General features: G+C 72.7%; 3 protein-coding genes. All 3 read left to right on the top strand.

Annotation, left to right across the window (positions count from 1 at the left end; genetic code table 11):
- Positions 1-55: 55 nt before the first annotated feature.
- The 3 genes from OG819_RS57860 to OG819_RS57850 all read left to right on the top strand — a co-directional run bounded on the left by OG819_RS57860 (position 56) and on the right by OG819_RS57850 (position 24,045).
- On the top strand, positions 56-475 hold the full coding sequence (locus OG819_RS57860) for a YbaB/EbfC family nucleoid-associated protein (RefSeq protein ID WP_266426505.1): 420 nt from the start codon (positions 56-58) through the stop codon (positions 473-475).
- Positions 475-789 carry a hypothetical protein gene (locus tag OG819_RS57855; protein ID WP_266426502.1) on the top strand — a complete coding sequence of 105 codons (315 nt, stop codon included), beginning with the start codon at positions 475-477 and terminating at the stop codon, positions 787-789. The genes OG819_RS57860 and OG819_RS57855 overlap by 1 nt, the downstream gene beginning before the upstream one ends.
- 438 nt (positions 790-1,227) lie before the next feature.
- Positions 1,228-24,045 carry a glycosyltransferase gene (locus tag OG819_RS57850; RefSeq protein WP_266658263.1) on the top strand — a complete coding sequence of 7,606 codons (22,818 nt, stop codon included), beginning with the start codon at positions 1,228-1,230 and terminating at the stop codon, positions 24,043-24,045.
- The last annotated feature ends 23 nt before the right edge of the window (positions 24,046-24,068 follow it).

The following is a 24,068-nucleotide window of genomic DNA, read 5'->3' as shown; positions in this document are numbered from 1 at the left end:
ACTCGAAGACCTGGACACGGTACGCAATGGAGCGACCGTTGGATGGAGGCTGACTGTGACTACGCCGTACGACCAGCAGATCGAAAGTCTCCTCGAGGAATACCGCAAGGCGCGGTCGGCGTCGGCCGACCGGTTCCGGCAGATCCAGGAGATCTCGGCGACCGCGACGGCCCCGCGGCAGAGTGTGAAGGTCACGGTGGGGGTGCGTGGTGACATCACCGCGCTGGAGTTTCCCACGGGGGCCTATCGCAGGATGGCCCCTGCGGAGTTGTCCCAGGCGATTCTGGCCGCTTTCCAGGAGGCCAGGGCCAAAGCTCTGGCCCAGCTCTCGGACATGGACCTTGGCGGCGTGCTGAGCGCGCTGAACCCCTCAGATCTCCTCCAGGGCAACGTGGATCCGGCTGCCGTACTGCCGGAGGACCCGTTTGCCCTGAAGGGACTGGGTGACGTCCTCGGGACTGAGCGGCGGTCCTGATGGGCCAGGTCAGCAACGACGCGGAAGGGGTCGGCGCCTCCGCGGGCGGCATGCGGGACGTGTCGGGGCCTCTCAGCCAGGCGCTCCGGCTGCTTCAGCGAGCCGCCGCGGCGGCTGGTGATCCCTGGGGCCACGACGCGTCGGTGCGGGAGGCGCGCGCACAGTACGAAGAAGGACACGCCAACCTTCTGAAGGTACTCGCCGCCGTCGGAGGAGTCGGCGACGGGTCCGGCGACCGCCTGAAAACCACAGCGCAGGACATGGTGGAAACAGATGAGTCGACCGGAAAGATAGCGGCCGACCTGAACCACTAGCTTCCGGCGCCGGATTCCGCATCAGTTCCGCCGGGTCTGGGCCTCACTGCCATCAGTTCCGCCGGGTCTGGGCCTCACTGCCATCAGTTCCGCCGGGTCTGGGCCTCACTGCCATCAGTTCCGCCGGGTCTGGGCCTCACTGCCCGGTTCCCTGCTGACGCAACGCTATCAAGTTTCACGGCTGGCACGGTGAAACATTCGCCATGACTGCCGTGAATGGCGCGATCTTTGTGTAGATCCGCTTTGTCCGGACAATGTGATCAGTCGGCCCGAGAGCACGGGAAAAGAAACAAGAGGCCCTGCTCCTGGCTGTGTGCGGTGGTGTTGAGGGGGTGATGGGTCATCAGGACGATCAGGCAGCCGGCTGCGTTGGACTGGGTGGCGATGATTGCGTCGGGTGGCCGGTTTCCCACGTCCGATGAGGGGGCTCTCTCGAGCTTGGCGGAGGCGCACGACCAGGCCGCCGACCTGGTGGAAGAGGCGGCCGGGGCGTTGCCCGGTGTGGTGAGGCGGGTGAGGGAGAGCGCCACCGGTCCGCAGGGTGATGCGATGGCGGAGTATCTGGCCGCGTTGCATAACAGTCTGCCGGATCTGGCGGCGTCGGCGCGGGGCGTGGGGGAGCTGCTGCAGCACACGGCGGTGGAGGTCCAGTACGCCAAGATCATGATCATCGTGACGGAGATCTGGCTGGCGGAACAGCTCATCGAGCTGGCGTTCTGGGCTCCGTACCTGATTCCGGCAGTGGTGGGTGCGGCCCGTGCGGTGATGCGCCTGCTGTTCCTGGCGTTGGAGCGGGGGCTGCTGGCCGCGCTTCGTGATGTGCTGGGTGTGGCTGTCGAGCGCATGGCGGCGGCGTGGTCGCGAATCGTTCCGCTGATGCGGACGGCCGCTGGCACCGGGCTGAAGTTCGGGGCGATAGGTGCCGGGTTCGAGGTGGGTCTGGGCGGGCTGGTCCAGCTGGGGCAGATGGCCGCGGGGGACCGGACGGAATTCAATTGGAACTCGGTTGCCAGCGGCGCGGTCATGGGTTTTGTGGGCGGCGGTCTGGCCGGGGTGTTCCATGCCGCGCTGGCTCCGACGCGAGGGGTGGTGAAGGATCTCGGCAAGGCTGATCCGTTCGTGGCCGTCGCGGGTGATGTGGGCAAGGACGTGTCCCGGTCCGCGGACGCGGCCGGGGTGTGGGGGGCGGTGAAGAATTCCGTCCGCGCCACCGGGGTGCGGGGGGTGCCGGGCTCGCTGAGGTCCACCGAGGTGGTGGATGCGGCGGGGGCCGGGGTGGTGAAGGGGCTCGGGGGCAAACTGGGTGGGCTCGGGCGAGCCGGCGGCAGTGGCCGTGCCTTCGTGGACACGCCGTTGGGCCAGGCCGCGGTGTGGGGACCCGCGGGGTATCTGGCGACGGAGATCAGTAACGCGGTGTACGGGGACAGCGCGAGCGGGGCGGCGGGGTTCCTTTCCGGGATGGTCGGCGGGATGGCCGGCGCGCGTCTGGGCAGGCACGGCGGGGCCGTCGAGGAGATCAGCATCCCCGACATGCCCGGTATGCCCGCGGCGTCGGAGGCCGGCGGCCCGGGTGAGAAGGGCGGAACCGCCGTCACCGCCACGGAGGTCCCGGGATATCCCGCAGGGACCGGAAGGGACGGAGCTCCCGCAACGACGACTGGCGTCGCGCCGTTCTCCCCAACCTCGCCGGCCAACGACGTGTCCGGTACGGCAGGGACGGGATCGAGCGGGGCCGCCCCGAGCGGGGCCGCCCCGAGCGGGTTGGCGGAGGCGGCGGGAACGGTCCCGGTTTCCGGAGCCCGGCCCGTGGGCGGAGAGGGCGCGGGGAGTGTCACCGGATCCGGCCCGGTCCCGGCCACGACGGCCGGCGTTGCCGGGAACGGCCATGCCCCTGGCGGACTCCCGGGCTTCGACACCGTCCTGCACAATACGCAGAACACCGGCAACTCCCTCGCCGGAACCGCCACCGGCGCGGGCGTCGGCACGGGCGTCGGAGTTACCGGCACGGGTGTCGGAGCCGGCACGGGCACGGGTGTCGGAGTTACCGGCACGGGTGTCGGAGCCGGCACGGGCACGGGTGTCGGAGTTACCGGCACGGGTGTCGGAGCCGGCACGGGCGTCGGCACCGCAGCCGCAGCCGGAAACACTCCGGACGGCCACGCTGCTGCCGTACCGGCCCGCGCCGCCGGTGCCGGCTCCGCGCCGCCGGCCGCCGCGGACAGCCCGCGCACCGAAACCTCGAACACCGTCGCGGGGGCTGGTCAGGTCCGTGGCGGGGGTCGTGGGGAAGGTGTCGCCGTCACGGGCGCCGGTCAGGTCCGTGGCGGGGGCGGCGCGGCGGGCTCCGTTCCGACAGTTCTCACCGGACCCGCCGCGCCGGCGGAGGGCATTCCCACCGGCGCGGCGCCAGGCCCTGGTCCCGCGCCGGCGGAGGGCATCCGCACCGGCGCGGCGCCAGGCCCTGGTCCGGAGACCACAGCCACGGTCGCCGGTGTCCCGGCCCGCGATTCCGTCGCGGCGGGCGGTGGGGGCGCGGTCGGTGCGGAGCCCGGCAGGACCGCACCGGGCCCCACCAGAACCGCAGATGGGGCTGGGCCGGGCGTCGGGCGTCGAGAGTCGGCCGTCCCGGTGGACACCCAGCGCGCCGTCCCCCAGACAGCCGCCACTGCGGCCGGCCCCGCCGCTGACTCCGGGTCCACTCCTGCCCGCGCTGATGCCGGTGCGGTCCGGGGCACCGACGGGGTTGTTCCGGCGGGGGGGTCGTCGGCGGTCCGGGGTGCCGGCCCGGAAGCCGGCCCGGAAGCCGGCCCGGAAGCCGGCCCGGCCGAGCCGTTCGCGTCCTCGTCCTCGCCCCGCACCGAGGCTCCCATCCCGGCGACGGCGACGGCGACGGCGTCTGCGTCGGCGTCGGCGGGCGGTCCTCACGCGGGGTCGGCCGCAGAGCCCGCGCCGGGTGAGCACGGCCGGTCGGCGGTGGAATCGCTGGTGGATCGTCTCGTGAAGGAAAGGGACCGCCAGGGGGACGCCGCGCCGTCGTCTCATGACGCCGGTGCCGACGCGCCGCTGCGGCGGTTGACCCGCCGGGAACAGGAGGAATGGGTCGAGCGACAGGTGCTCGCGCAGGGGCACGGCCCTGGCACCGGGCCGGCCGCGGATCAAGTCCGCACGAATGCACGGCAGTTCCTGCGGGACCTGCACCGCAACCTCGGCCCGTCGCTTCCCGCGCCGGAGGGGACACAGCGGTATTTCTCCCCGGCTCACTCGGCGTCGGAGCGGGCCGCGTCGCACGCGGAGCAGTGGTTCGACGAGCAGTCACGGATCGCCGGAGAGCGAGAGGTCGAGCTGGCGCAGGCACAGCTGGACGCCGCGCGGCACGATCACCTGGACGCCGGATTCGAGCGGTGGGCCGCCGACCGGCTGGGCCGCGGTCCGTCGGCGGAGACGACGGCGGAGGGGGACCGAGGGGGAGAGGCGTCGGCGGAGACTTCGGCGGAGACGACGGCGGAGGGGGACCGAGGGGGAGAGGCGTCGGCGCTCCCGCACACCACCGACGGTTCCGCACCCCGTCCGAACCTGGACGGTGTTACCCCCGCGACGGCGCAGGAGAGGCCCGGTGACGGCGCGGCACCAGCGCAGAACCCGCTCCCGCACGAGCGGTACGGGCCGGCGGTGGCCAAGGCCTACGAGGCCGCCGAGCAACGGCTTCGGCAGCAGCTGGACGACGGGGGAGACGGCGGGTTCGACAGCTGGCCGGGACTGCGGGACTTCCTGGACCGGCAATGGGTCACCGAGCACGGAGTGGAGCAGGCGTCACTTGCCGTTCGCACGGCGTTCGAGCAGTGGCGGGCGGCGCTTCCCCCGGAGCGGCGGCAGTGGCTGGACGGCTGGGCGGAGCCACGTCCGGGATCCGGGCCAGGGCCCCGGTCCGGCGCCGATCGCCTGCTGCTGACCGATCGTCCCCCGGGAGACGGCGAAGGCGGCGTGCCGGTCCAGGCGGGGACACGCGCCGAACGGCTGCTGGAGGAGGCCGAGCGGGCTGTGGAGCGCTCGGTGCGAACGGAGATGGGGCGGCTCCTCACCCCCTCCTCGCTGGCCTCGGGGCCGGAGCCACTGATCCGTGGGGCCGGGCGTGCGGTGGCCGAGCTGATGGACCGGGGACTGCGTTCCCGGGTCACGAGGCTGTTCGAGCGGACGGAGGCCGATGAGCGGGTCCGGCACACCGCCGCCGGTGAGTTCGACACGATCGCCGACCGGGCCGGAGCGCGCGCCGCGGGCCCGGATCGGGCGACGGGCGGAGACCGCGTCCGGGAACTGTCGGAGAGCGGCCGCGAGCGGCTGCGGAATGAGTGGCTGACCGAAGTCGACCGGGATCTCGCCGAGATCCGCGGCGATCTCGATTCCCCGCGGCGCTCCGGCGCCGGGCAGGCCGAGGCCGACCGCCGCTGGGAGGAGGTGCGTGCGGCAAGGCTGCGGGAGTTGTCCGACCGCGTCGAACTGCAGGCCGCCAAGGAAGCCGCCGCCCATGAGGCGATCGACGCCGTGCGGAGGACGGCGGGTACCGAACGGTGGCGGACGGCACTGGACGGGCCGGGCGAGGCGGGCGACGTCTTCCGTCGGGAATTCGTGCTGGACCTGCGGCAGGCCGACGTGGCGGCGCAGAGGAGCGCCGCGGAGGGCCTCGGCACCGAGATGCACGCCCGTCTGGACGACTGGGCCCGGCTTCCCGACCGGGACCCTGACGGAGGACGGCGGATCATCGATGACCTCACCTCGTCGGCGAACGTGGAGCGCCGCCTGGCGGCCGCGGTGGCCCGCCGGGCGGAGGAGGGCGCCGCCCGGTACGAGGCGGCGCAGATCCTGGCCGCGCGAGCGCCGGGAATCGCGCAGGACGCGGCGGAACGCTTCACCGACGGGCACGTCGACCGTGTCACCTCCCTGTTCGACGAGCGCTTCGGCAGGTTCACCGCCGCGGCGCCGTCCCGGGACACCGCGGAGCCCGGGGGGCCGCCCCACACGCCGCCGCCCGGCGAGGTGGACGCGGCGGCTGTGCACGCATGGCGGGAGCTACGCCGCCACCTCGGTGACGGGCTGGAAGGTCACCTGGCCTTCGAGGCCGACGCCACCGACGGCCTGGGCCGGTGGGCCCAGGGCACTCGCGAAGCGGCGGCAGGCCGCGGTGCGCAGGACGAGGAATGGGACCGCATCGCGGACATGACCCGTCGCGACTGGTTCGAGTCCTTCCACGCGAACTTCGGCCCGAAGGGGCTCGACACCGGCGACTGGCTCAGCCACGAGGCCACCGAGGGCGGGCGGTTCCGCCGCGACGCCGCCACCGAGCGTTTCGACGAACCCGGCGACAGCACCGGACTCAGCCCGGCGCCCGACGCCTCCCCCCGGGACGGGGAGGCGCCGGCGCCCGACGTCTCGCAGCCCGCGTCCGCGCCGCACGCCCGGGACGGGGCGGTCGGTCCGCGCCCCGACGCGACGATGGACACGGCGTCGGACCACGAGGTTCTGACGTCGCGTGAGGATCGAGGGTCCGGCCGCAGGACGGATCGGCCGGCCGACTCCCTCACCCCCGACTCCCGTCAGACCCCGACACCGACCCCGCGGTCCGATACCACGGTCCACGAGAACAGCGCCGCATCCTCCCGTTCGTCCGCCACGCCGACACGGGACATCGACGGTGTCCAGGCGGACGGCCTGCCACATGTTCACGGCCGGTACTTCACCCGCGCCGACAGAATGGATGACGGTAGCCCCACCGCGATCAGCCGATCCGGCCGCGTCGGAGGCCTGTCGCCGGGCTTCCGGCGGCCGCGCACGGACATCAGGCCGACGCCTGCACCCGGACCGCGGGCCGTGCCCATGCCCATGCCCTTCGCGCCGCGTCCTGGTATCTCTCCCGAGGCCCTGGTGCGTGGTCTGCTGGACCAGGACGGCAGGGAACTGGGCATCCACAGTCCCGACGCGATGATCCGGTATGTGCTGCACCTGGCCGATTCCGCGGACCTGGATGACAGCGCTCTGCCTTGGCTGGTCGAGGTGGCCGTGCGGGACACGCGGGCCGGCTCCGCTCAGCAACTGCGCGCATATCACGCTGAGTCGGCGTTGCTGCAGGATGTCAGTCAGTCCTTTGACGCCCACGGTAATCCGGGCCGTGACTGGACCTACAAGAGCAGTGACATGGACGTCGCCCGGCCGTTGCGGACCGATGCCGTCATGGCCCCCGACCCGCTTAGGTCACGAGATCAGGCTGCGGACTCGCTGGTCAAGGCGCCGTGGCACGGGCCCGGGAGAGTCCCGTACAGCGTCCGAGCAGTCTATATGGATAGCAGCAGGACTGTGGCGGTCTGGAGCAGTGCCGCCAACCGTTGGCTCGCACTCAGTCACGAGGAGTTCGCCAACCTGCTGTCTGCGGATCTCGTCCGGTCCGGGCGCGAAGCCACAGAAATCGTCCTTGCCGCGAGTCACATGGGCGATGGGGACCTCGAACTGCCCCGCCTGGTCGCCGACCGGACCGGGCGTGACGTGTGGGCCTATACCGAGGAACTCTCGTTCACGTCTCAGCTGGACGGGAACGTCCTCGTGATGAGACCACACGAGGACGAGCGCTCTCGACGTTCACCGGGTGTGTGGGTGCGCTCCCGCCCCGGCGACCTGCCCGCGGGTTACGTGAGCCGGCGGCCAGGAGGGGTGACCTACCAGTCGTTCCCGCTCGTGGACTGGCAGGGCACTCCGTTCGGCCGATCATTTCTTTCTGACGCCGAACGGCCTGGCCAAGAGGCCAGCTCGCTGCGCAGTCTGGCCGAGATAACGCGGTATCGGCTCAGATATCCAGAAGACATTACCTCCGACGGCAGGTACCTGCCTCCGAACGGCGTACGGATGCTGTCGGTGCCCTGGTCGGCTGCCGAAAGGCCCTCCTACTGGCTCGACCTGCACGGCAATGATGCGACATTCAGAGTGCCGACCGGTGCGGGAATGGTGAGGGCGACTGCGGCAGAGTTGGCGCAGGTATTGCGGCGCAGGCCGAGCTTCAGTCGGCCCCGTCCCGCCGCCGAGCCCGGCCGCCCCCCGTTCCGGCGAACCATGGCCCTCACCGCCTGCAAATCCGGCGCGATACCAGCCGATGCCGACCCGCTGTGGGATGATCCTCCCGCCCAGCAACTGGTGGATCAGGTCAGCGACCTGTACGACGCGGTCTACGCACCCAACGGGAAGGGCAATGTCCTTCCCGACACGATGTCCGAACCCTTCGGGGTTTCGGGCGGCGACACGGCCCGTATGGTCGAGTTCCGGCCGTTGCCGACTTCGGACCGGCTCGCGGAGCTGGCCGGGGAGCTCCAGAGGCGCCAGGGCGGGGCCCGGCCCACCCCGGAGACCCTGCTGGCGCTGGTGCGGTTCCTGCGCCATGTGTTCACCGCGGCGGTGGAGGACCGGGCGGATTACCCCCTCCTGCTGGAGGGCGCCTGGGCTGTGGAACGCATGCGGCTGAACGACCCGGAGCAACAGAGTCTGCGGCTCCACCTCTCGGATCTGGCACGCCTGCGCAAGTCGGCCGCAGAGGCTCGGATGCGGCCCACCGAAAGCCTTGGGGCACGGGACTATTGGGACCTTTTGCATGGCGCCCGCTCCTACACCCATGACCCTGCTCATGCGCATCACACGCTCAACGACTTCGAACACAGCCTGTTTTGGGGTCCCGCCCTCCCCGCCGCCCCGGAACCTCACCCTCCGCTCCCCGTCGACGACATCACCACGTCCCACCCGTCCAGTCCCCCTGCTTCCGGACCACAGCCTGGTGCCGAGCGCGCTTGGTTCTCCCGCGGAGGCGAGCGAGGCCGGTCGAGCAGGGCCGGAGCGGTCGAAGACCGCGGCCCGCGCCCGGGTCTGGCGGCACTCGCACCGAACGGGCAGCCGCGGACCGAGGACGACGGGGGAAGGGGCGTCACCCATGAGCCCGTTCGGTCCCTTCGCGGCAACGGGGGCCGTCTGGTCGGTCGCGTCTCGGCCCCCGCCGGTCACACCGCCCTCCGCCGGCCTTCGGTCACCGGTGAGACCCACGTGGTCGACGGCCCGGCTGCCGGCGACGGCAGCCGGGCACTCCGGGAACCGCGGCCCACCGGGTCGAACCCGGACACGGCGCGGCTCCGGCAGGCCCTGCTGGACCAGGCCCTGCTGGAGCCGCGCCCGCAGGCACCCGGCCCCAGTCTGGACGCCCTGATCGGCGACGGGCTGGACCAGGCCCTGCTGGAGCTGCGCCTGCCGGCACCCGGCCCCAGCCTGGACGCCCTAATGATCCTCGCGTCGGCCGACCCGGCCATATCGGCCGACGGCACCGGTCGGGAGGCCGTCGGGTCGGCTGCGGATCAGGCGCCGCAGGAAGATCCGAATGTCATTGCCGCTCCCGGTGAGGAAGGGGAGAACGCGCCGCAGGCGGAGCAGGAGCAGTCGGCCGCCCGCCGGGAGGCTGTCGAGGGGCCGGAGCGTGTCGCGGAGACGCCACAGCAGGTCGACCTGGCCACCGCTGATCCGCACCGCGTGGACTTCATCCCCCGCCCCGCCCCCGCGCCACGCCCGGTGGAAGACACCCAGAGCCCGGCCGGCGACGACACCCACCGCGCCGACCCGAACCCTCGGCCCGAGCCCGAGACAGAGCCCGACGCACAGCCACGACCCGAGCCCGTGCTCGACGGGCTTCCCGGTACTTCTGAGTCCGTGCTCGACGGGCTTCCCGGTACTTCTGAGTCCGTGCTCGACGGGCTTCCCGGTACTTCTGAGTCCGTGCTCGACGGGCTTCCCGGTACTTCTGAGTCCGCGCCCGACCGGCTCCCCGACACTCCCGAAGCCGTACCGCCCCGGCCCGAGCACCCCTGGTACCTGGACCACGGACTGCAAGGTCACGCGTCGGTGACCGGTACGGGTACCTTCGACGACGACGCCGTGCGCGACTGGGCCCGGCAGGTCGCCACGGCACTGCCGCACCGGGAACTCGCCCACGACGTCGAGCGCGCGCTGCACACGATGCTGGCCACCACAGAACGCCACGCCTGGGAGGACCTGCTGGCGTACGGCGTGACGCTGGCCGCCCACGGCCGGCTGGTATGGCTGCGCCCGGCCCTCGCCGACCTGCGCCCCGTCACCGAGGAGACAGAGCAGGCCGTGCGCGAGTACAACGTCCGGTTCGCGACGACCGCCGCCGGCGGGGAACGCACCCGCGAGCGGTCCCTCGCCGCCGACTCCGCCCTGCTGCTCGGCCTCAACACCGCCTCGGCGGTGGTTTCCTCGGTGATTCTCGGCATGCCGCAGCTGCGGGCGGAGGCCACCAGCACGAGCAGCGGGACCCTGCGGCGCAACGTCATCTCCGGGCGGACCCTGTTCAGCAGTGCCAACCAGCGCTTCTCGGCCGGTGTGCGGGTGCGGGTCTTCGTGGACGGTGTCGGTGTCGAGCACGCGTCCGACGCCGTTCTCGACCGCGGCCTTCGGGTGGAGATCCCGCGTGAGTACACCGGGGCCGACGCGCCGCGTCCCGCCATGGCCGCGGCTGCCGTCGAACCCCTGTCCGGTGAGGCACGGCCGGGGCCCGATCCGCTCGTGCTCAACGCCGTGGACCTCGCCCCGCTCGTGGCGGCCCTTCACCGCAGGCTGCTGGGGATTAGGCTGGACGCCGCGACGGTGGAGCGGTTCATGACCCAGGCGGGGGAACTGCTCAACGAGCGGACCGCACGTACCCGTAGCCGGTGGTGGCTGACCAACGGTGACATCTCGGGCATGATCCGGGTGCGGAGAACCGCGGGCGGGTCGTTCGGCGGTCGTCTCACCATACGAGCCGACATCGAGAGCCTGGAGTTCGCCGGGGTCAGCGAGGGTGTCCAGATCCGTGAGGACCTCGGGCGCGGCACGGCGCGGGGCCTGGGGCACGCGGGCGGCAGTTCGGCCGGGATCTCCCTCGGCTTCAACTCGTACGGCTTCACACTGCCGACGGCCGACGGCACCGGCACGGGGAGCAAGGGCTTGTTGCCCCTGCTCGGCGTCGGGGTCGACCGCGGTACCCGCAGCGGACTGGCGGTCACCGCGCAGAACCTCGGTCACACCGTGCTCAATTCCGCGGACGACCAGGCCAGGTACCGGGTCCGGCTGCGGTTCACGGTGGAGGTGAAGTCCCGCACCTGGGCAATCGATCCGGTGACCGAAGAGGTCGAGGCGGAGATCGGGGTGCCGTGGCGCGACGGGCAGGGCGCGCGGCAACTCGAGGAGCGTGTGCTCGGCGCGGTACGCACCCCGGCACTTCTGCCGGAGAGGCCGACGGTCCTGCCCGGCCCGGTCTCCACCCATCCGCACGTGCGGGCCCTGCTGCGGGAGTCCGGCACCGAGCCCGTACGGGCGATGGAGCGTCCTGAGCGGCTGGCCGCCCCTCGGGGCGCACCGCACCCGGCGGAGCCGTGGGCGCTGGCCGCGCGCCGCGGCCTGGGCTTCGCGATGGCCCTGGCCATGCCGGGCTCGGAGATGGTCCAGGACCACCTGAGCTGGGCGCTGAGGCGGGCGGCCCCGCGAGCCGCCCGGCGGCCCGCGGAGTGGGCGGCGGTGGAGGCCGAACTCGGCCTGCACTTCAGCAGGCCCGCCCTGGAGGCGAACCTGCCGCTGCACGAGACCGGGCACACGGTGACCGTGGGTGGACGGCGCTACCGTCTGTCGGTCAAGGCCATCCTCCTGGACCGCCTGCGCGACACCGAATACCCGATGACGGTCAACGCCCGGGCCGCGCGCACCGACACGGTGACCGGACGGCGGGGCACCGAGTGGAGCGCGGTGGTCGGCGGCGGCGGTGGGGCGCTGGTGCCGCTCGGCGGTTCGACGCGGCTGCGCTTCGGCGGGCTGACGGTCCGGGGCGGGGTCAAGCGGTCCCGCGAGGAGCGGTTCACGGCGGCCAACACCGTGTACCGCCGTACCGAGACCGAGGGCAGGGTCGCCGAGTTCGTCTACGACGTGGTGTGGGAATTGGCGGTGAGCCCGGAGCGGCCGGGCCGGCACATCGGTGCCGAGCGCTGGTGGATCGACCGGCCCGGCCTTGTCGCGCAGATCGTGGTGCCCCGGCAGCACGTCCCCGCCCAGCCGGCCGACACGGGACTGCTTGCCGAGGTGGGCCGGGCCACGGTAGGAGACTCCTGGCTCGACCGCGCCGTACAACAGACCGCACCTGAGGTCGACTTCGCCCGCGGCGGCACCGGGGGCGTGTACCCCGCCTTCGTCGTCATGCCGGAGCTGACGCGGCTGGCGGCGGAGGGCTACGCCCGGCTGGCCGGACTGCCGGACGACTGGGCGGAGGACCCCGGCAACTGGCCCGAGCCGCTGTTGGAGCTGACCGGACCGTCGGCGCTCGCCGCGCGCCTCGGTGCCTTGACCGGCCCCCACGGGTACGAGACCGAGCTGGAGCGCGGCGGATGGCGGTACGCGGTGCGGCTGCGCCTGCGCGCCTTCTCGGCGCGGGACCTGGGACCGACCGCCGGTGAGACGGAGATCGAGCAGTACTCGCAGTCGACCGACCGGTACGGCCGCGCGAACAAGCAGGCATGGCATGCGGGCCTGTCCGCGAGCGTCGGCCCGCAGATCGCCGTCGGTGCCCTCGCCGGCGGCACCCACCACGAGAGCGCGGCGGTGACGGACGGACCGGCGGGGCAGGAGGGCTCCGCCGCCGGACACCACCAGGGGACCGGCACGGGGCTGCGGGCCGTCGCACTGGCCGAGGCCGGGGCGCAGTGGGCGTGGGGCCGCGACCGGGAACAGGTGCGGGGCATGATCGAGATCACCCGCGCCACGTACCGGGCGACACCGCACGTCGTCCACGCGTCCCCGGTCTTCGAGGTGACCGTGAGGCGGTCGAAGGGCAGCAGCAGTCAGGAGACCGTCCGCTACCTGCGGGTCGAGCGGGGCCTCGAACTGCTGGTACCCGAACGCCGCCTCGAGGATCTGCTGCCGCCGCCCGCCGCACCGGCGCGGACGCCCAGCACGGTTCAGGACGGCATGGTCCAGGACGGCACGGTTCAGGACGGCACGGTCCTGCCACTGGCTCGTGCCCACCTGGCCGGTCACCCGCTGCGAGGCGCCGCCCACCCGGAGCGGCTGCGCGCCGACGACGTGCTGCAGACCATCGTGGAACGACTGGACGAGCGCGGCGCCCCGGGGAGGAGCGGGCCGGCGCGTGAGCAACTGCTGCGGGCGCTGCGCGCGACCTTCTCCTCGGACGCGCTGCAGACCCAGTACACGGCCCTGACCGGCACCGGCGTCTCACGCTGGTTCCCGCTCAGCGGTTCCTTCGGCTCCACCCGCTACGTGTGGGTCAGGGTGACCGCAGACGTCGCCGCACCGCACTCGCACCGGCCGCGCGCCGAGATCAGGCTGACCCTGCGCTCCGAGGCGGTCACCGAGGACAAGGCCGGTGTCGAGCGTTCCTTCCACGCCGGCGGCGCCCTCGGTGTCCGCACCCGGATAGGCGGCCACGACAGTCACGGCGGCGTGGAAATCGAGGCCTCCTACGGAATGGGCGGGGGACGGTCGCACGAGACGGACCGGCAGAACCTGGACATCTCGCGGGCCAACACCCGCGACACGTCTGAGGAGTTCGAGCACCGGCTCTCCTTCCGGATCGAGATGGGGGCGACGACCGAGCCGCCCGCGGCGCTGTCCGTGCCGCTGCACGCCGTGCGGGAGTCGGTCCAGCGCGCTGCGGCGCTGGTACGCGGCGGCGACCCCGCCCTCCGGTGGGACCCGGTCCGGGTGTGGACCTGGCAGGACGACGGCCTCGGCGACGGACGAGAGGTCACCGGTGACGTGCGGCTGCTGGTCCCCTCGCATCTGACGGTCCCCACCGAGCAGCCCGTCCCACCGGCCGTCACCCGGGCACGGCCTGACGCACCGGCGGACGCCCCGAGGCCGAGTTGGACGGACCCGGCCCCGGTCCCGTCCCCGACGGTGCCCGAGGCGCTGAGGGCGCTGACCGAGTTCTTCCACCCGTGGGACGTGTCGGCCGCCCACGCCGTCCAGCGGTGGGCCAGGGCCGCGGCACACCAACCGGTACGCGTACCCGACCTGACCCGTGACCGTGCCTGGCAGGTGCCCGGGATCGACCCCCTGACCGCCGCCGGCATGAGCTACGACCACCACACCTCGACCGCGATGCTGCGTGCGAACATCGCCTCGCTGCTGCAACACCGCTACCGGGTACCGGTCGGCGGACGGACCGTCACGGTCGGGTTCCACCTGACCGCGGCGGAGGTGGTCGGTCCCGCCGAGGGTGTCGCCGTCAAGGCCCGCCGCTACCAGCAGGACCGAGCCACCTCCAGCAGCGAGCACAGCGGCTCCCGCGGCGGGGCGCTCGCCATCGGCCCGGAGGCCGGCGGCACCGCCGACGGAGACCGCGTGTACGACCGGCTGACCCTGGACGCCGGCGTGGGCACCGGACACCGGGAGGGGTTCGAGGCGGGGGAGACCCGCGAGTCGAACCGGGAGGCCACCCGCAGGTACCGCCACTACCGGTTCGACGTCACCGTGCTGGTCACACCGGAGGGAGATGCCCGCCGGGCGCTGAGCATCGAGGTACCCGGCGGCCTGTACGGGATGCTCCCGCTGGACCCCGACGGCACCCTGGCCGGTGGCGTGGAGCAGGCGCTGCCCCACCTGTTCTCCCCGCCCCGGCCCGCCTCGGACCCGGGCACCGGTCCGGCGGAGGCCGGCGCGGCAGGCGCCGGTCCTCATGGTGTGGAGACCGCTGCCTCGGACACCGGGGCCGGTCGGGTGGAGCCTGTGGCCGGACAGGGTGGTGGGCTGTCGGCGGCCGCCCGTTCCGGAGCCGGCCGGGCCGAGTCTGCCGAAGGGGAGGGAGGCACCGGCCGTACGGAGCCCGTCCCGGCCGAGCCCGCACCGGCCGTCACCACGGCACAGGCCCCAGGGCCTCGTGGCGTGGAGACCGCTGCCTCGGACACCGGGGCCGGTCGGGTGGAGCCCGTGGCCGGACAGGGTGGTGGGCTGTCGGCGGCCGCCCGTTCCGGAGCCGGCCGGGCCGAGTCTGCCGAAGGGGAGGGAGGCACCGGCCGTACGGAGCCCGTCCCGGCCGGGCTCGCACCGGCCGATACCGCCCCGGCCGTCACCACGGCACGGGAACAGGTCGCCGGGGAACAGGTCGCCGGCCCCGGACCGGACCGGCTCAGCAGCTCTGTCACCGAGTTCGGTACCACCCGGGACGGTTCGCAGGGACTGGTGCACATCACCCCGGTGCCCGAGGACACCGTCGGCTGGCTCCAGGAGCAGGTCATCCGGCAGGTCGAAGGCGACCGGGGAGAGGACCCCGCCTTCCGCCGTGCCGTGCGGGACACGCTGACCTCGCGCCTGCTCAGCAGCGAATGGGCGCGTCTGCTCAGCGGACAGGGCATGCCCCTGCGGGCGGCCCACGGGGACAGGACGTACCAGATCAGCCTGCGGCTCGGCCTGTCCGGTCCGCGCCGCGTGTCCCCGCAGATCGAAGAGATGCCGGACGGGCCGCCGGTCAACGTGCAGCGCTGGGTCTTCGGCATCAGCGAGTCGGGCACCACCGATTCCGTCGGCGACCTGCGTTCGGCGAGCCTGGCTTACGCGCACACCCTGCCCCACGCCGGCACCGGCTTGTACCGGCGGGTGACGCTCACTCCGCAACTCACCCTCACCCACGGCCAGACCACCACCGCGGTCACCGTCGGCGCGACCGTGCAGCCGATGGTCCTGTTGCGCAGCCGCGAGCGCTCCTGGCCGATCGCGTACGACATGAACTGGGATGTGCGTACGACCCCCTCGCTGGCTCAGGCGAGCACCGGCTCCCCGTTCCCCGACCAGTGGCACCCGCTCACCGACGGCCCGGGCACGCCGCTGACCGTCTGGTTCCCCCAGCACCTCGTCGAGGACGAGGCCGACCCGGTCACGCTGACCGGCGAGGACCCCGAGCAGCGGCCGGCGCCGATGGAGACCCTCCTGGAGCGGGTCCCGCTCTTCGCGACCGAGACTGTGCCGGACGCCGACAGGTTCCTCTCCGACGTCCTGCGGTCCTTCCCCGACGAACTGGCGGACCTCTCCGAGCCGTCCCTCGACCAGCTGCGCCAGTTCCTGGCCGAGGGCAGCCTGCGCGGCAACCTGCCCCTGATGTACGGCGGCCACCACACCTCGCCGACCCTGTTCGCCAAGGACGGCTCGGTCATCGGCATGCTGCGCCTGCACGCGGATGTCATTCAGCGCACCGACGTGGGTGCACTCGCCGGACCGCCCACCCGCAACTCCGTACTGGAGTCGCACGTCCTGCGCTCGGTCCGGCTGTCGGGCGGCGCGGCGGTCACCCATGCGGCCGGTATCGGCCTCGGCGTCAGTGCCGGCTTCGCGGCCGGCCGCCCGGACCCGGCCACCGGGAAGGACCCGATCGGCTTCACCCTGACCGGGCAGGCAGCCGTCCAGCGGCAGGCCACGCACACCCTCGGGTCCGGCGGCAGCGCCCGTACCTCGCGCGCCCTGCGGACCGCGAGGCCGTTGCTCCGGGTCCACGCGGACGCGGTCTACCAGGTCACCCTGGTCCGGCCCGGCGGCCCCGAGCGCGGCCCGGCCGAGGGCACCCCGCTGGCCGCGCCGGGCACCAGGTATCCGCTGATCCTGCGCGTGCCGTCCGCCGCCACCGTCTCGGGCACCCCGCAAACGCCCCGCCATCTGCCCCCGGAGATCCTGCACCTGCGGGACGTGGGTGTGTCCGTGACCCCGCTGGCCGTCGAGGGAACCGGTCCGCTCTTCGACGGCGTGGAGGCCTGGCTGCGCGACCACGGTTTCCTGCCGCCGAGCCAGGACCGGGCCGGGGCCTGGCACCAGGCGCCGGCCGGTGACGCCGTACACCTGCAGCGGCTGAACAACCTGCGCAAGCTGGACCAGATGCGCTCCAGCATGGGGCTGCGTGCCGGGTTGGACGAGATGACGGCGGGCGGCCATCCCACGCGGTTCGAAGTGGACACCGCTACCGGTGTCCACCGGGCGACGTTCCGGATCACCGTGGAGCGCCGCTATCTCACGGACCGCGCCGAGGGCGGCGTCACCCACGATCTGCATCTGGCCCACGTGCAGACGCTCAACTACTCCGGCTCGACGATCGCGGGGGACGAGCAGCTGACCCGGGTCCCGTCGGCCGTCAGCGGCACCGTGCAGGCCTCGCTGACCAACCCGTTCGACGCGCACGGCAACCTGTGGCTCCAGGGCCTGACTCCCGAGTACGCCCACAGCCGCCAGACCTCGGTGGCCACGAACTCCAGCGCGGGCACGGGCCACGAGTTCTACGCCCTCAGCCCGACCGCCGACGGCGTCCAGGTGCACACCCTGCCGGTCACCTACCGGACGTCGCTGTCCTCCAGCGACGGGCTGGCCATGGCACCGGGGCGGGCCGACGGACAGGTCACCCTGGCGGTGCCGACGTACCGCACCCTGGAGCAGCCGGCCGCGCAGCGGCAGGCGGTCGTCCCGCCCCCGGTCCGACCGCCCACGGAAGCCGACGCGGACGGCCCGGCGGACCTACGGCTGCCGGAGACGGCCTGGCCGGACCGTGTCGGCGGCAGCCGGGAGCTGCGAGACGCGGTACACGCGATGCTGCAGGCCATCGCCCACCAGCCGGCCGCCGGGGACACCGCCGCCGCCCGGAGCGCACACGCCGACGACGGTGTCGAACTGGCGCGGATGCCGGGAGCCTGGCCGGAGCAGGAAACCGGTGACCACGCGCGGGACCGAGGACCCGGCGATGACGGCGGCAACCCGGCCGTGGGGGACCACGGCGGCCCCGCCCCGTCCCACCGGTGGCCGGCCCACGGCCTGGACGGGGCTTCCCGGGCCCTGCGGATGACCGGCGACGCCGCCGCCGGCACCCTGGGCGCGATCGGCCGCGCGGCGACCGGCGAGCGGGTCGATGCCCCGCGGAGCCTGGCCCAGGAGGTGGTGGAAACCGGCCTGTCCCCGCACCACCTCACCGCCAACGCCCACCGGCTGTTCAACGACTCGTACGTCGTCGAGGGCGCCGGCACCTCCGGAGTGCTCGCCGGCACCGACGTCATCGTCGAAGTCGAGGGCAGGCTGAAGGACGTACGGGCGCTGCCCCGCCCCGGAGTGATGGACTACGAGCGGTGGATCCAGTCGGTCGACGCCTCCGCGGACACCCGGAGCACCACCCGGGGGCACGCCCTCGGCGTCACCGCGGCCGCGGACTACGGCGATTCCCGGCGCGCCTTCGCCCCGTCCGGCCACCTCGCGCTCCGCCGTACCGGCACGGACAGCACGACGGTGCACGACAACTCCGCCGTGTTCCGCGTCACCAGCGAGAACGACGTCCCCGCGCACCGCTTCGCCGCGACCGCCGTCTACCGCGTCACGGTGCGCGCGGGCCTGCGTAACGTGGTCGCCACAACGGTGGTGGGCGGACCCGGGTACGAGGAAACCCGAATCGTCGAAGTGCCGGACGCCGTCGAGTTCCTGCTGTCCGACCACGACCTGGGCGAGGGCAACCACCCCGAGTTCGTCCTGGAGGGGGTGTCGCGCCCGCAGGCCGCGGCCGCGGCGGATCGTCGGCTGCCGTCCTCGTTCACGGACAGCGGCGGGCAGATCGGCTTCGGATCCGTGGTGGAGGTCCACCCGGAGGACGGCAGGTCCGCGTTCCAGCGGACCATCCGGCAACTGGTGGAGACGGTCGCGCCCGGCAGCACCGTCCCCGGCACGGCCACCTACCTGCCCGGTGTGCTCTCGCGGATCAACGAACACGGTTCCTCGCTGGGCCTGCGCACCCTCACCAACGCGGGTCCGGACGGACACACCGCGTTCCACTTCGTACACCGCTCCTGGCTCGGGCCGATGGTGGTGGAAATCGCCCTGAGGGCCCGCCCGGCCGAGTCCCTGACAGCCGTCCGGGGCCGGCGCGCTCTCGGCAATCCCGGCCTGGACAACGTCCTGGGGCACAGCAGCGGCGACGGAGGGGTGCTGCCCGTACCCGGCAGCACCCGGCAGACCCGCGTCAGCACGACGGCCGGCACGGCAGACTTCTCGCCACTGCTCCAGTACGACGGTTACCGCCTCCGGCCCACACTGTCCGCGACCCGGCAGACCGGCACGGCCGACACCGCCACCTCGACGCGGGAGCGGCGCGCCTGGCAGCGCAGCATGATGGACGTCTCCGAGTTCCTTATTCGTTACCGTTACGAGGTGACCGTCTCCGCCCGCCCGATGCGAGACGTTCCGACCGCCGCGGCCCCCTGGCTGCTGGCGGAACCCCTGAACGCGATCGGCCGCCGTACCGGCCTGACGGATCTGGCAGGCCGGGCGTTCGGCCGACTCCCCGAGGGCGTACGCATCCCTGTGGAGAGGTGGGCCGACCTGCTGCCCTGGCCCGTCCAGCGCGTCTCGGGCACCGTCGAGGCCCGGGCGGTGCTCCGCTTCAACGGCTCGGAGACACCCGCCGATCCGGTCGAGGGCCCCCCTCCGGCCGGGGGACACCCTCTGGTCAGTCCGGCCGTCTACACCGCCGACCCGTCCCGGGAACCGGTGCCCGGCCCCGGCGAGACCGTCGCCGACCTGGAGATCCCACTCGCCCTGCGCCGACTGCTCAGCACCGAGCCCTGGATTCCCCGCCGGCCCTTCGCTCTGCACCACTTCGACGGTCTGCCGCAACTCGCCGAGGCGCTGCGGGCCGTGGACCCCGCACTGGGCGGCAGGCACACGCTGCCCACCTCCACCTCGGCGGAGGGCATGCTGGTCCGGCTCAACCAGCTGGCCGCCACCGGCCGTGTCACCCTGCTGCCGCCGGCCGCGACCGCGCCCTTCCTGGGGCAGCCCGGCACCGGCGCGACCTCGGTCCAACTGGCGCTGTACAGCCCACGCAGCGTGGCCGCGAGCCTGGACACCGCCATCGACCGGGTGGAGATCTCCACCGACGGCGCCTTCTCCCAGGGCGACCTGACCACGACCTCCGCGCTGGGCTTCGGTTTCAGTGCCCCGACCTCGCACGGAACCGGCCGCCTCGGCCCCACCGTCCCGGTGACGGGTCAGCGCACCACCACCGGAGTGACCCACAGCCATGCCGTTCCGCGGCGCGAGATGCTGCGATTCGGCACCCCGGTGGCCGGCGCCGCGCGGGGCGTGCCCGGCCACCTGATCCGTGCGGTCGCGCTGGCGAGAGTCACCGGGCCGAACGGCACCCGCTGGGTGGCCGGCACCGCCGTCCTGCGGACCACGGAGGCACCACCGGTACCCCACCTCGTTGAGGGCCGGCGCACAAACTCCGGCGGAGGCGGTCTGGTCCCCGCATCCGAGAGCATGGCAGTCTCCGGCAGGGCGGATTCCTCCCGCGAGAGCAGCAGCGCCACGACATCTGACGAGCCCTCCCCGCGAAGCCTCTCACTCGCCCGCGGGCCGTCATCCGACGGCACCCGGTCGGTGGTCACGCGCGCTCTGTCCACCCGCGGAGGGGAGCGGGGCACGGAAGCGCCCGAGTTCACCGCGACCGGGCCGGGAACCGCTTCGCGCGAATTCCGCCAGCCTCTGACGGGCGGGCGTGGAACGGATGACACGGCGCTCGATCCCGATGAGCGGATACTGACCCTGGACGGCAGGTCCGTTCCCTTCAGCGAACTGATCGCGCACCCGATCCACGACGGTCAGGGACGTGTGGTCGGCCACGTGTCGCTGCCGGACCGCCACGCGGCCCCCTACCGTCCGCTGGTGGCAGCGCTGGGACCGACGTCACGGGTGTACACGGCGCGGCGCGCGGCCGATGGCGGATACGTGCTCGACGGCCTGGCCGGACAACCGGCGCCGACCGGCGCGTACACCTTCCTCGCCCACGGTGCCCGGAGCCCGGAGCCCGGCTCCCCCACGTACGTCGAACTGCTCACCACGAGCGGCGAAACCGTCCGAACGGGCCCCGAGCAACTCGGCCGCCTGCTGCTGCGGCCCGGCTTCCAGGAGGTGTGGAGAGGGGCCGGCGCCGTCTTCACCGCGATCTGTTACTCGGCCGCCAAGGACCTCATACCTACCTCCTTCATCCAACGTCTGGCGGCACAACTCGGCCACGACACGCCGGTCATCGGCGCCACCGCGGTGATGGACCTGGTCCGAGATCCGAACAGCGAAGGCACCGCACTGGTCATGCTCGACGGCGGTGCCCTTGTACGCGTGGATCCCGTTGCCCGGTCCGGGGAACTGGCCGGGCCGGCCACCGCCGCGCACGCAGGCCTGGTCCGACAGGAGCAGCGGACCAACGGGTTCGCCCTGGAAGGGAACCAGCGGACCGGGGGCAGGGCTGCCACCGCGGAGACCGGGCGGGACACGCGGGAGGCACTCGACGGACCACGCACGTCGGCCGCCGCCGGTTTCCCGACGCGGCCGGCCCTGCCGTCGTCACCTGACGAGCGCGGCACGGCGCCGGAACCCCCGAGCCCGAGCCCTGGCGTGGTGAGGGCGTTCACGATGCCCCGCACCGTCGCCGCGCCCGTCCCGGGGGGGACCGGGTTGTCCGGGCGCGGGCCGGCTGGGTCGTCTGGGCGCGGGCCGGCCGGGGTTCCGAGGGCAGCCCATCAGCCACCACCAGGCGTGTACCGCGGAGGCGCCGGCTTCACCACCGGCCCCCAGAGAGCCGGGGCGACGAGAAGCGGCCAGCCACAACCCGGCGGCCGTCGCAGGATCGTCGAGCTCGTCGTCGGCCCAGAACCCGAGGATCAGCCGCAGCTCAGCGCGGCGGGTCTGCACACCGTCGTCAGCGCGGCCAACCGGCTCGCGCGTCTCGCGGTGACGAACAGGAGCCGTGGGCTGGCCGCGCCGTATCTCGCCATCGCCGGCTCTCCGCACGCCGTCCGCATCACGGCCAGGAAGTTGCAGGACTCCCTCATCGAGGCACTGGCGAAGACGCCGGGCGGTCGGCTTCTGGCCCTGAACGAGCTCGCCCTGCCCTCCAGGGAGCGTTCGCCGTCAGAAGCCGGAGCGGGGATCAGCGCTGAGCTGATCGAGGTGCCGACCCCGGCGCCCCTGGTTCTCGCCGGCCCCGGAGACAACCCGCAGCCGGTACCCAGCCGGCTGCTCATGGCCTGGTTCGGCGGGCGGCTGCGGCCATCGGCCCAGGAAAACATCGAAAGCTGGAGGGCGGCGACCGCGGAGGCCGAAGGCTGGCGGATGCACCTGCTGACCGACCAGGCCGGGTGGGCCGGCAACGCGCGCTTCTTCGAGGTCCTGCTGCGCCACCCCCACGTGAGCGTCGACATCGTCGACGGCAGCGCTCCCTTGTTCCACGGCTGGCGTCAGGCGGCTGAGGTGTTCGACTTCGCTCGGGGGATCCGTGCCCACCATCTGGCATCCGACGTGGTCCGCTACGCCGGACTGCACCGCCATGGCGGTGTGTACGTGGACGTCGACATAGCACCGGGCAACGTGGTCCTGCCCACTCGGCTTCCCCACATGGATCCTTCGGGCGTGCCCCTTCTGGGGGCCTGGCTACGGGACGAGCGCAAACTCGGAACAAGCCTGGACAGGGTAGAACTCGAGCCCGCGTCGATTGCGTACCCGCCGAGACGGTTGAGCCGGCAGGAGGCCCAGGAGGTCGCGGTCGACCTGTCCTATGGGCGGGGTGGCGTGAGCGGCAACCTGATCGTCACGCCACCCCACTCGGTCTTCATGGAACAGGTCATCAAGAGTCTTCCGGACGTGAACAGGTTGCGGAATCTGGACCCGAACGAGTTGCGGAAGGTGGGCCCTGACTATGGGCCGGCCTCGCCACACACCTTGACCGGGGCGCGCTTCCTCAATGGTCACCTTGAGAACTACATCACGGACCAGGGCAACTGGCCGGCCGACTCATCGGTGAACCCCTACCAGGCCGGCCTGGTCCGGTTCGACATGAGGCAGAGGACGCTGTGGCGTGGTCTCGGTTGGCTCACTCCGGAGAGCGAGTTCCAGCCCGCTCAGGACGTGCCGCGTCCGCTTCGGTCGGCCCCGTCGCCCGCGTCCGTCCCGGCCGTTCCCTCCACACGTCCGGGTCCTTCTGCGCACACTCGCCCGGGCTCTCGGCCGGAGGCCGACCGGCTGGCCGACCGGCGCCGTCTGTACAGCGTGGGTACCGAGCCGGAGTTCTCATTCCTCCACCTGTCCTCCGGGCGGGCCCGCGCCCTCGCCACGCACGCCTCCCGAGTCAGACGGCCCGGTGGCGCCCTGTACGGCCGCGACTCGGCCGCGTTCGAACTCGTCCGTAAGGCCTCGACCGACCGCACGCGGGAGGGCGGCCCCTGGGTGCGGCCCCGGATGCACGAGGTGACCGACGGACTGGGGTCGAAGCGGTTCGGGAGGCCGTTCGGGCTGGAGGTGGAATTCGATTTTCCTCTGATGATGAGCTCGGAGCAGCAGAACAGAGCGCGTGCGGCCATCGCCTTCGCTCTCCACGACGCGTTTCTGACCGGCGACCATGAGTTCAAGCAGTCACACAGCCGGGAAGACGGGTACTCCGACGACCCGAACACCTGGCGGCTGGAAAACGACGCCTCCGTGGAGGGCGGAGAGATCATCTCGCCACTCCTGTACGACACGGCCGAAACCTGGCGCGACCTCGCGATCGTACTGGGCGTCATTCGCAAGTACGGGGGTGTTGCAGGCGGCCGGAGCGGCGGCCACATCCACGTCGGTGTCGCGGACTTCGCAGGCAGCGTCGCCGCCCACCACAGGCTGCTCGCGCTCATCGCCGAGAACGAGGACGTGATCTACCGGCTGGCCCAGAATCCTCACAGCTTCTCTCACCGTGGCCTGCGCTTCGCCGTACCGAACGTGGTCGGCCGTCGGCCGCCCGCTACGGGAGCCGAGCTGGCGGCGGGCAACAGCCGCGGCGACGGTTCCTACCCCGCGTTGAACCTGTCGGGCGTCCAGGGTCTGCTCGGCGGGGATTCCGGGCCGGACCACGTGGAGTTCCGTATGTTCGACGGGTCACTCGACCTCGGTGTCATCCAGGCCCAACTCGTTCTGTCCCTCAGCCTGGTCGACACGGCTCTTCGAGAGGCCGGGCCCACGATCCCTGTGGAGCGCGAGCCGATCGGCACACACTGGTGGAAGATGGCGCAGGAAGGGCTGCTGGGCACGGACGACCAGTCCTTCCGTACGTTCCTCGATCATGTCCTCGTCAGCGCCCGCTCCAAGGAGCTGCTGACAGAGCTGTATGTCGCGACGCAATGGATGCGGCTTCCGGTGTGAACGAGTACTGCAACGGCCTTTGC

Origin of the sequence: Streptomyces sp. NBC_01549 (genome assembly GCF_026339955.1) — a bacterium.
Classification (GTDB): domain Bacteria; phylum Actinomycetota; class Actinomycetes; order Streptomycetales; family Streptomycetaceae; genus Streptomyces.
This window is presented reverse-complemented; position numbering and strand designations above follow the sequence as displayed.

What these genes read in the sequence shown, in the direction of transcription:
- OG819_RS57855 (WP_266426502.1), top strand. Translation starts at nt 475, where the DNA reads ATGGGCCAGGTCAGCAACGACGCGGAAGGGGTCGGCGCCTCCGCGGGC.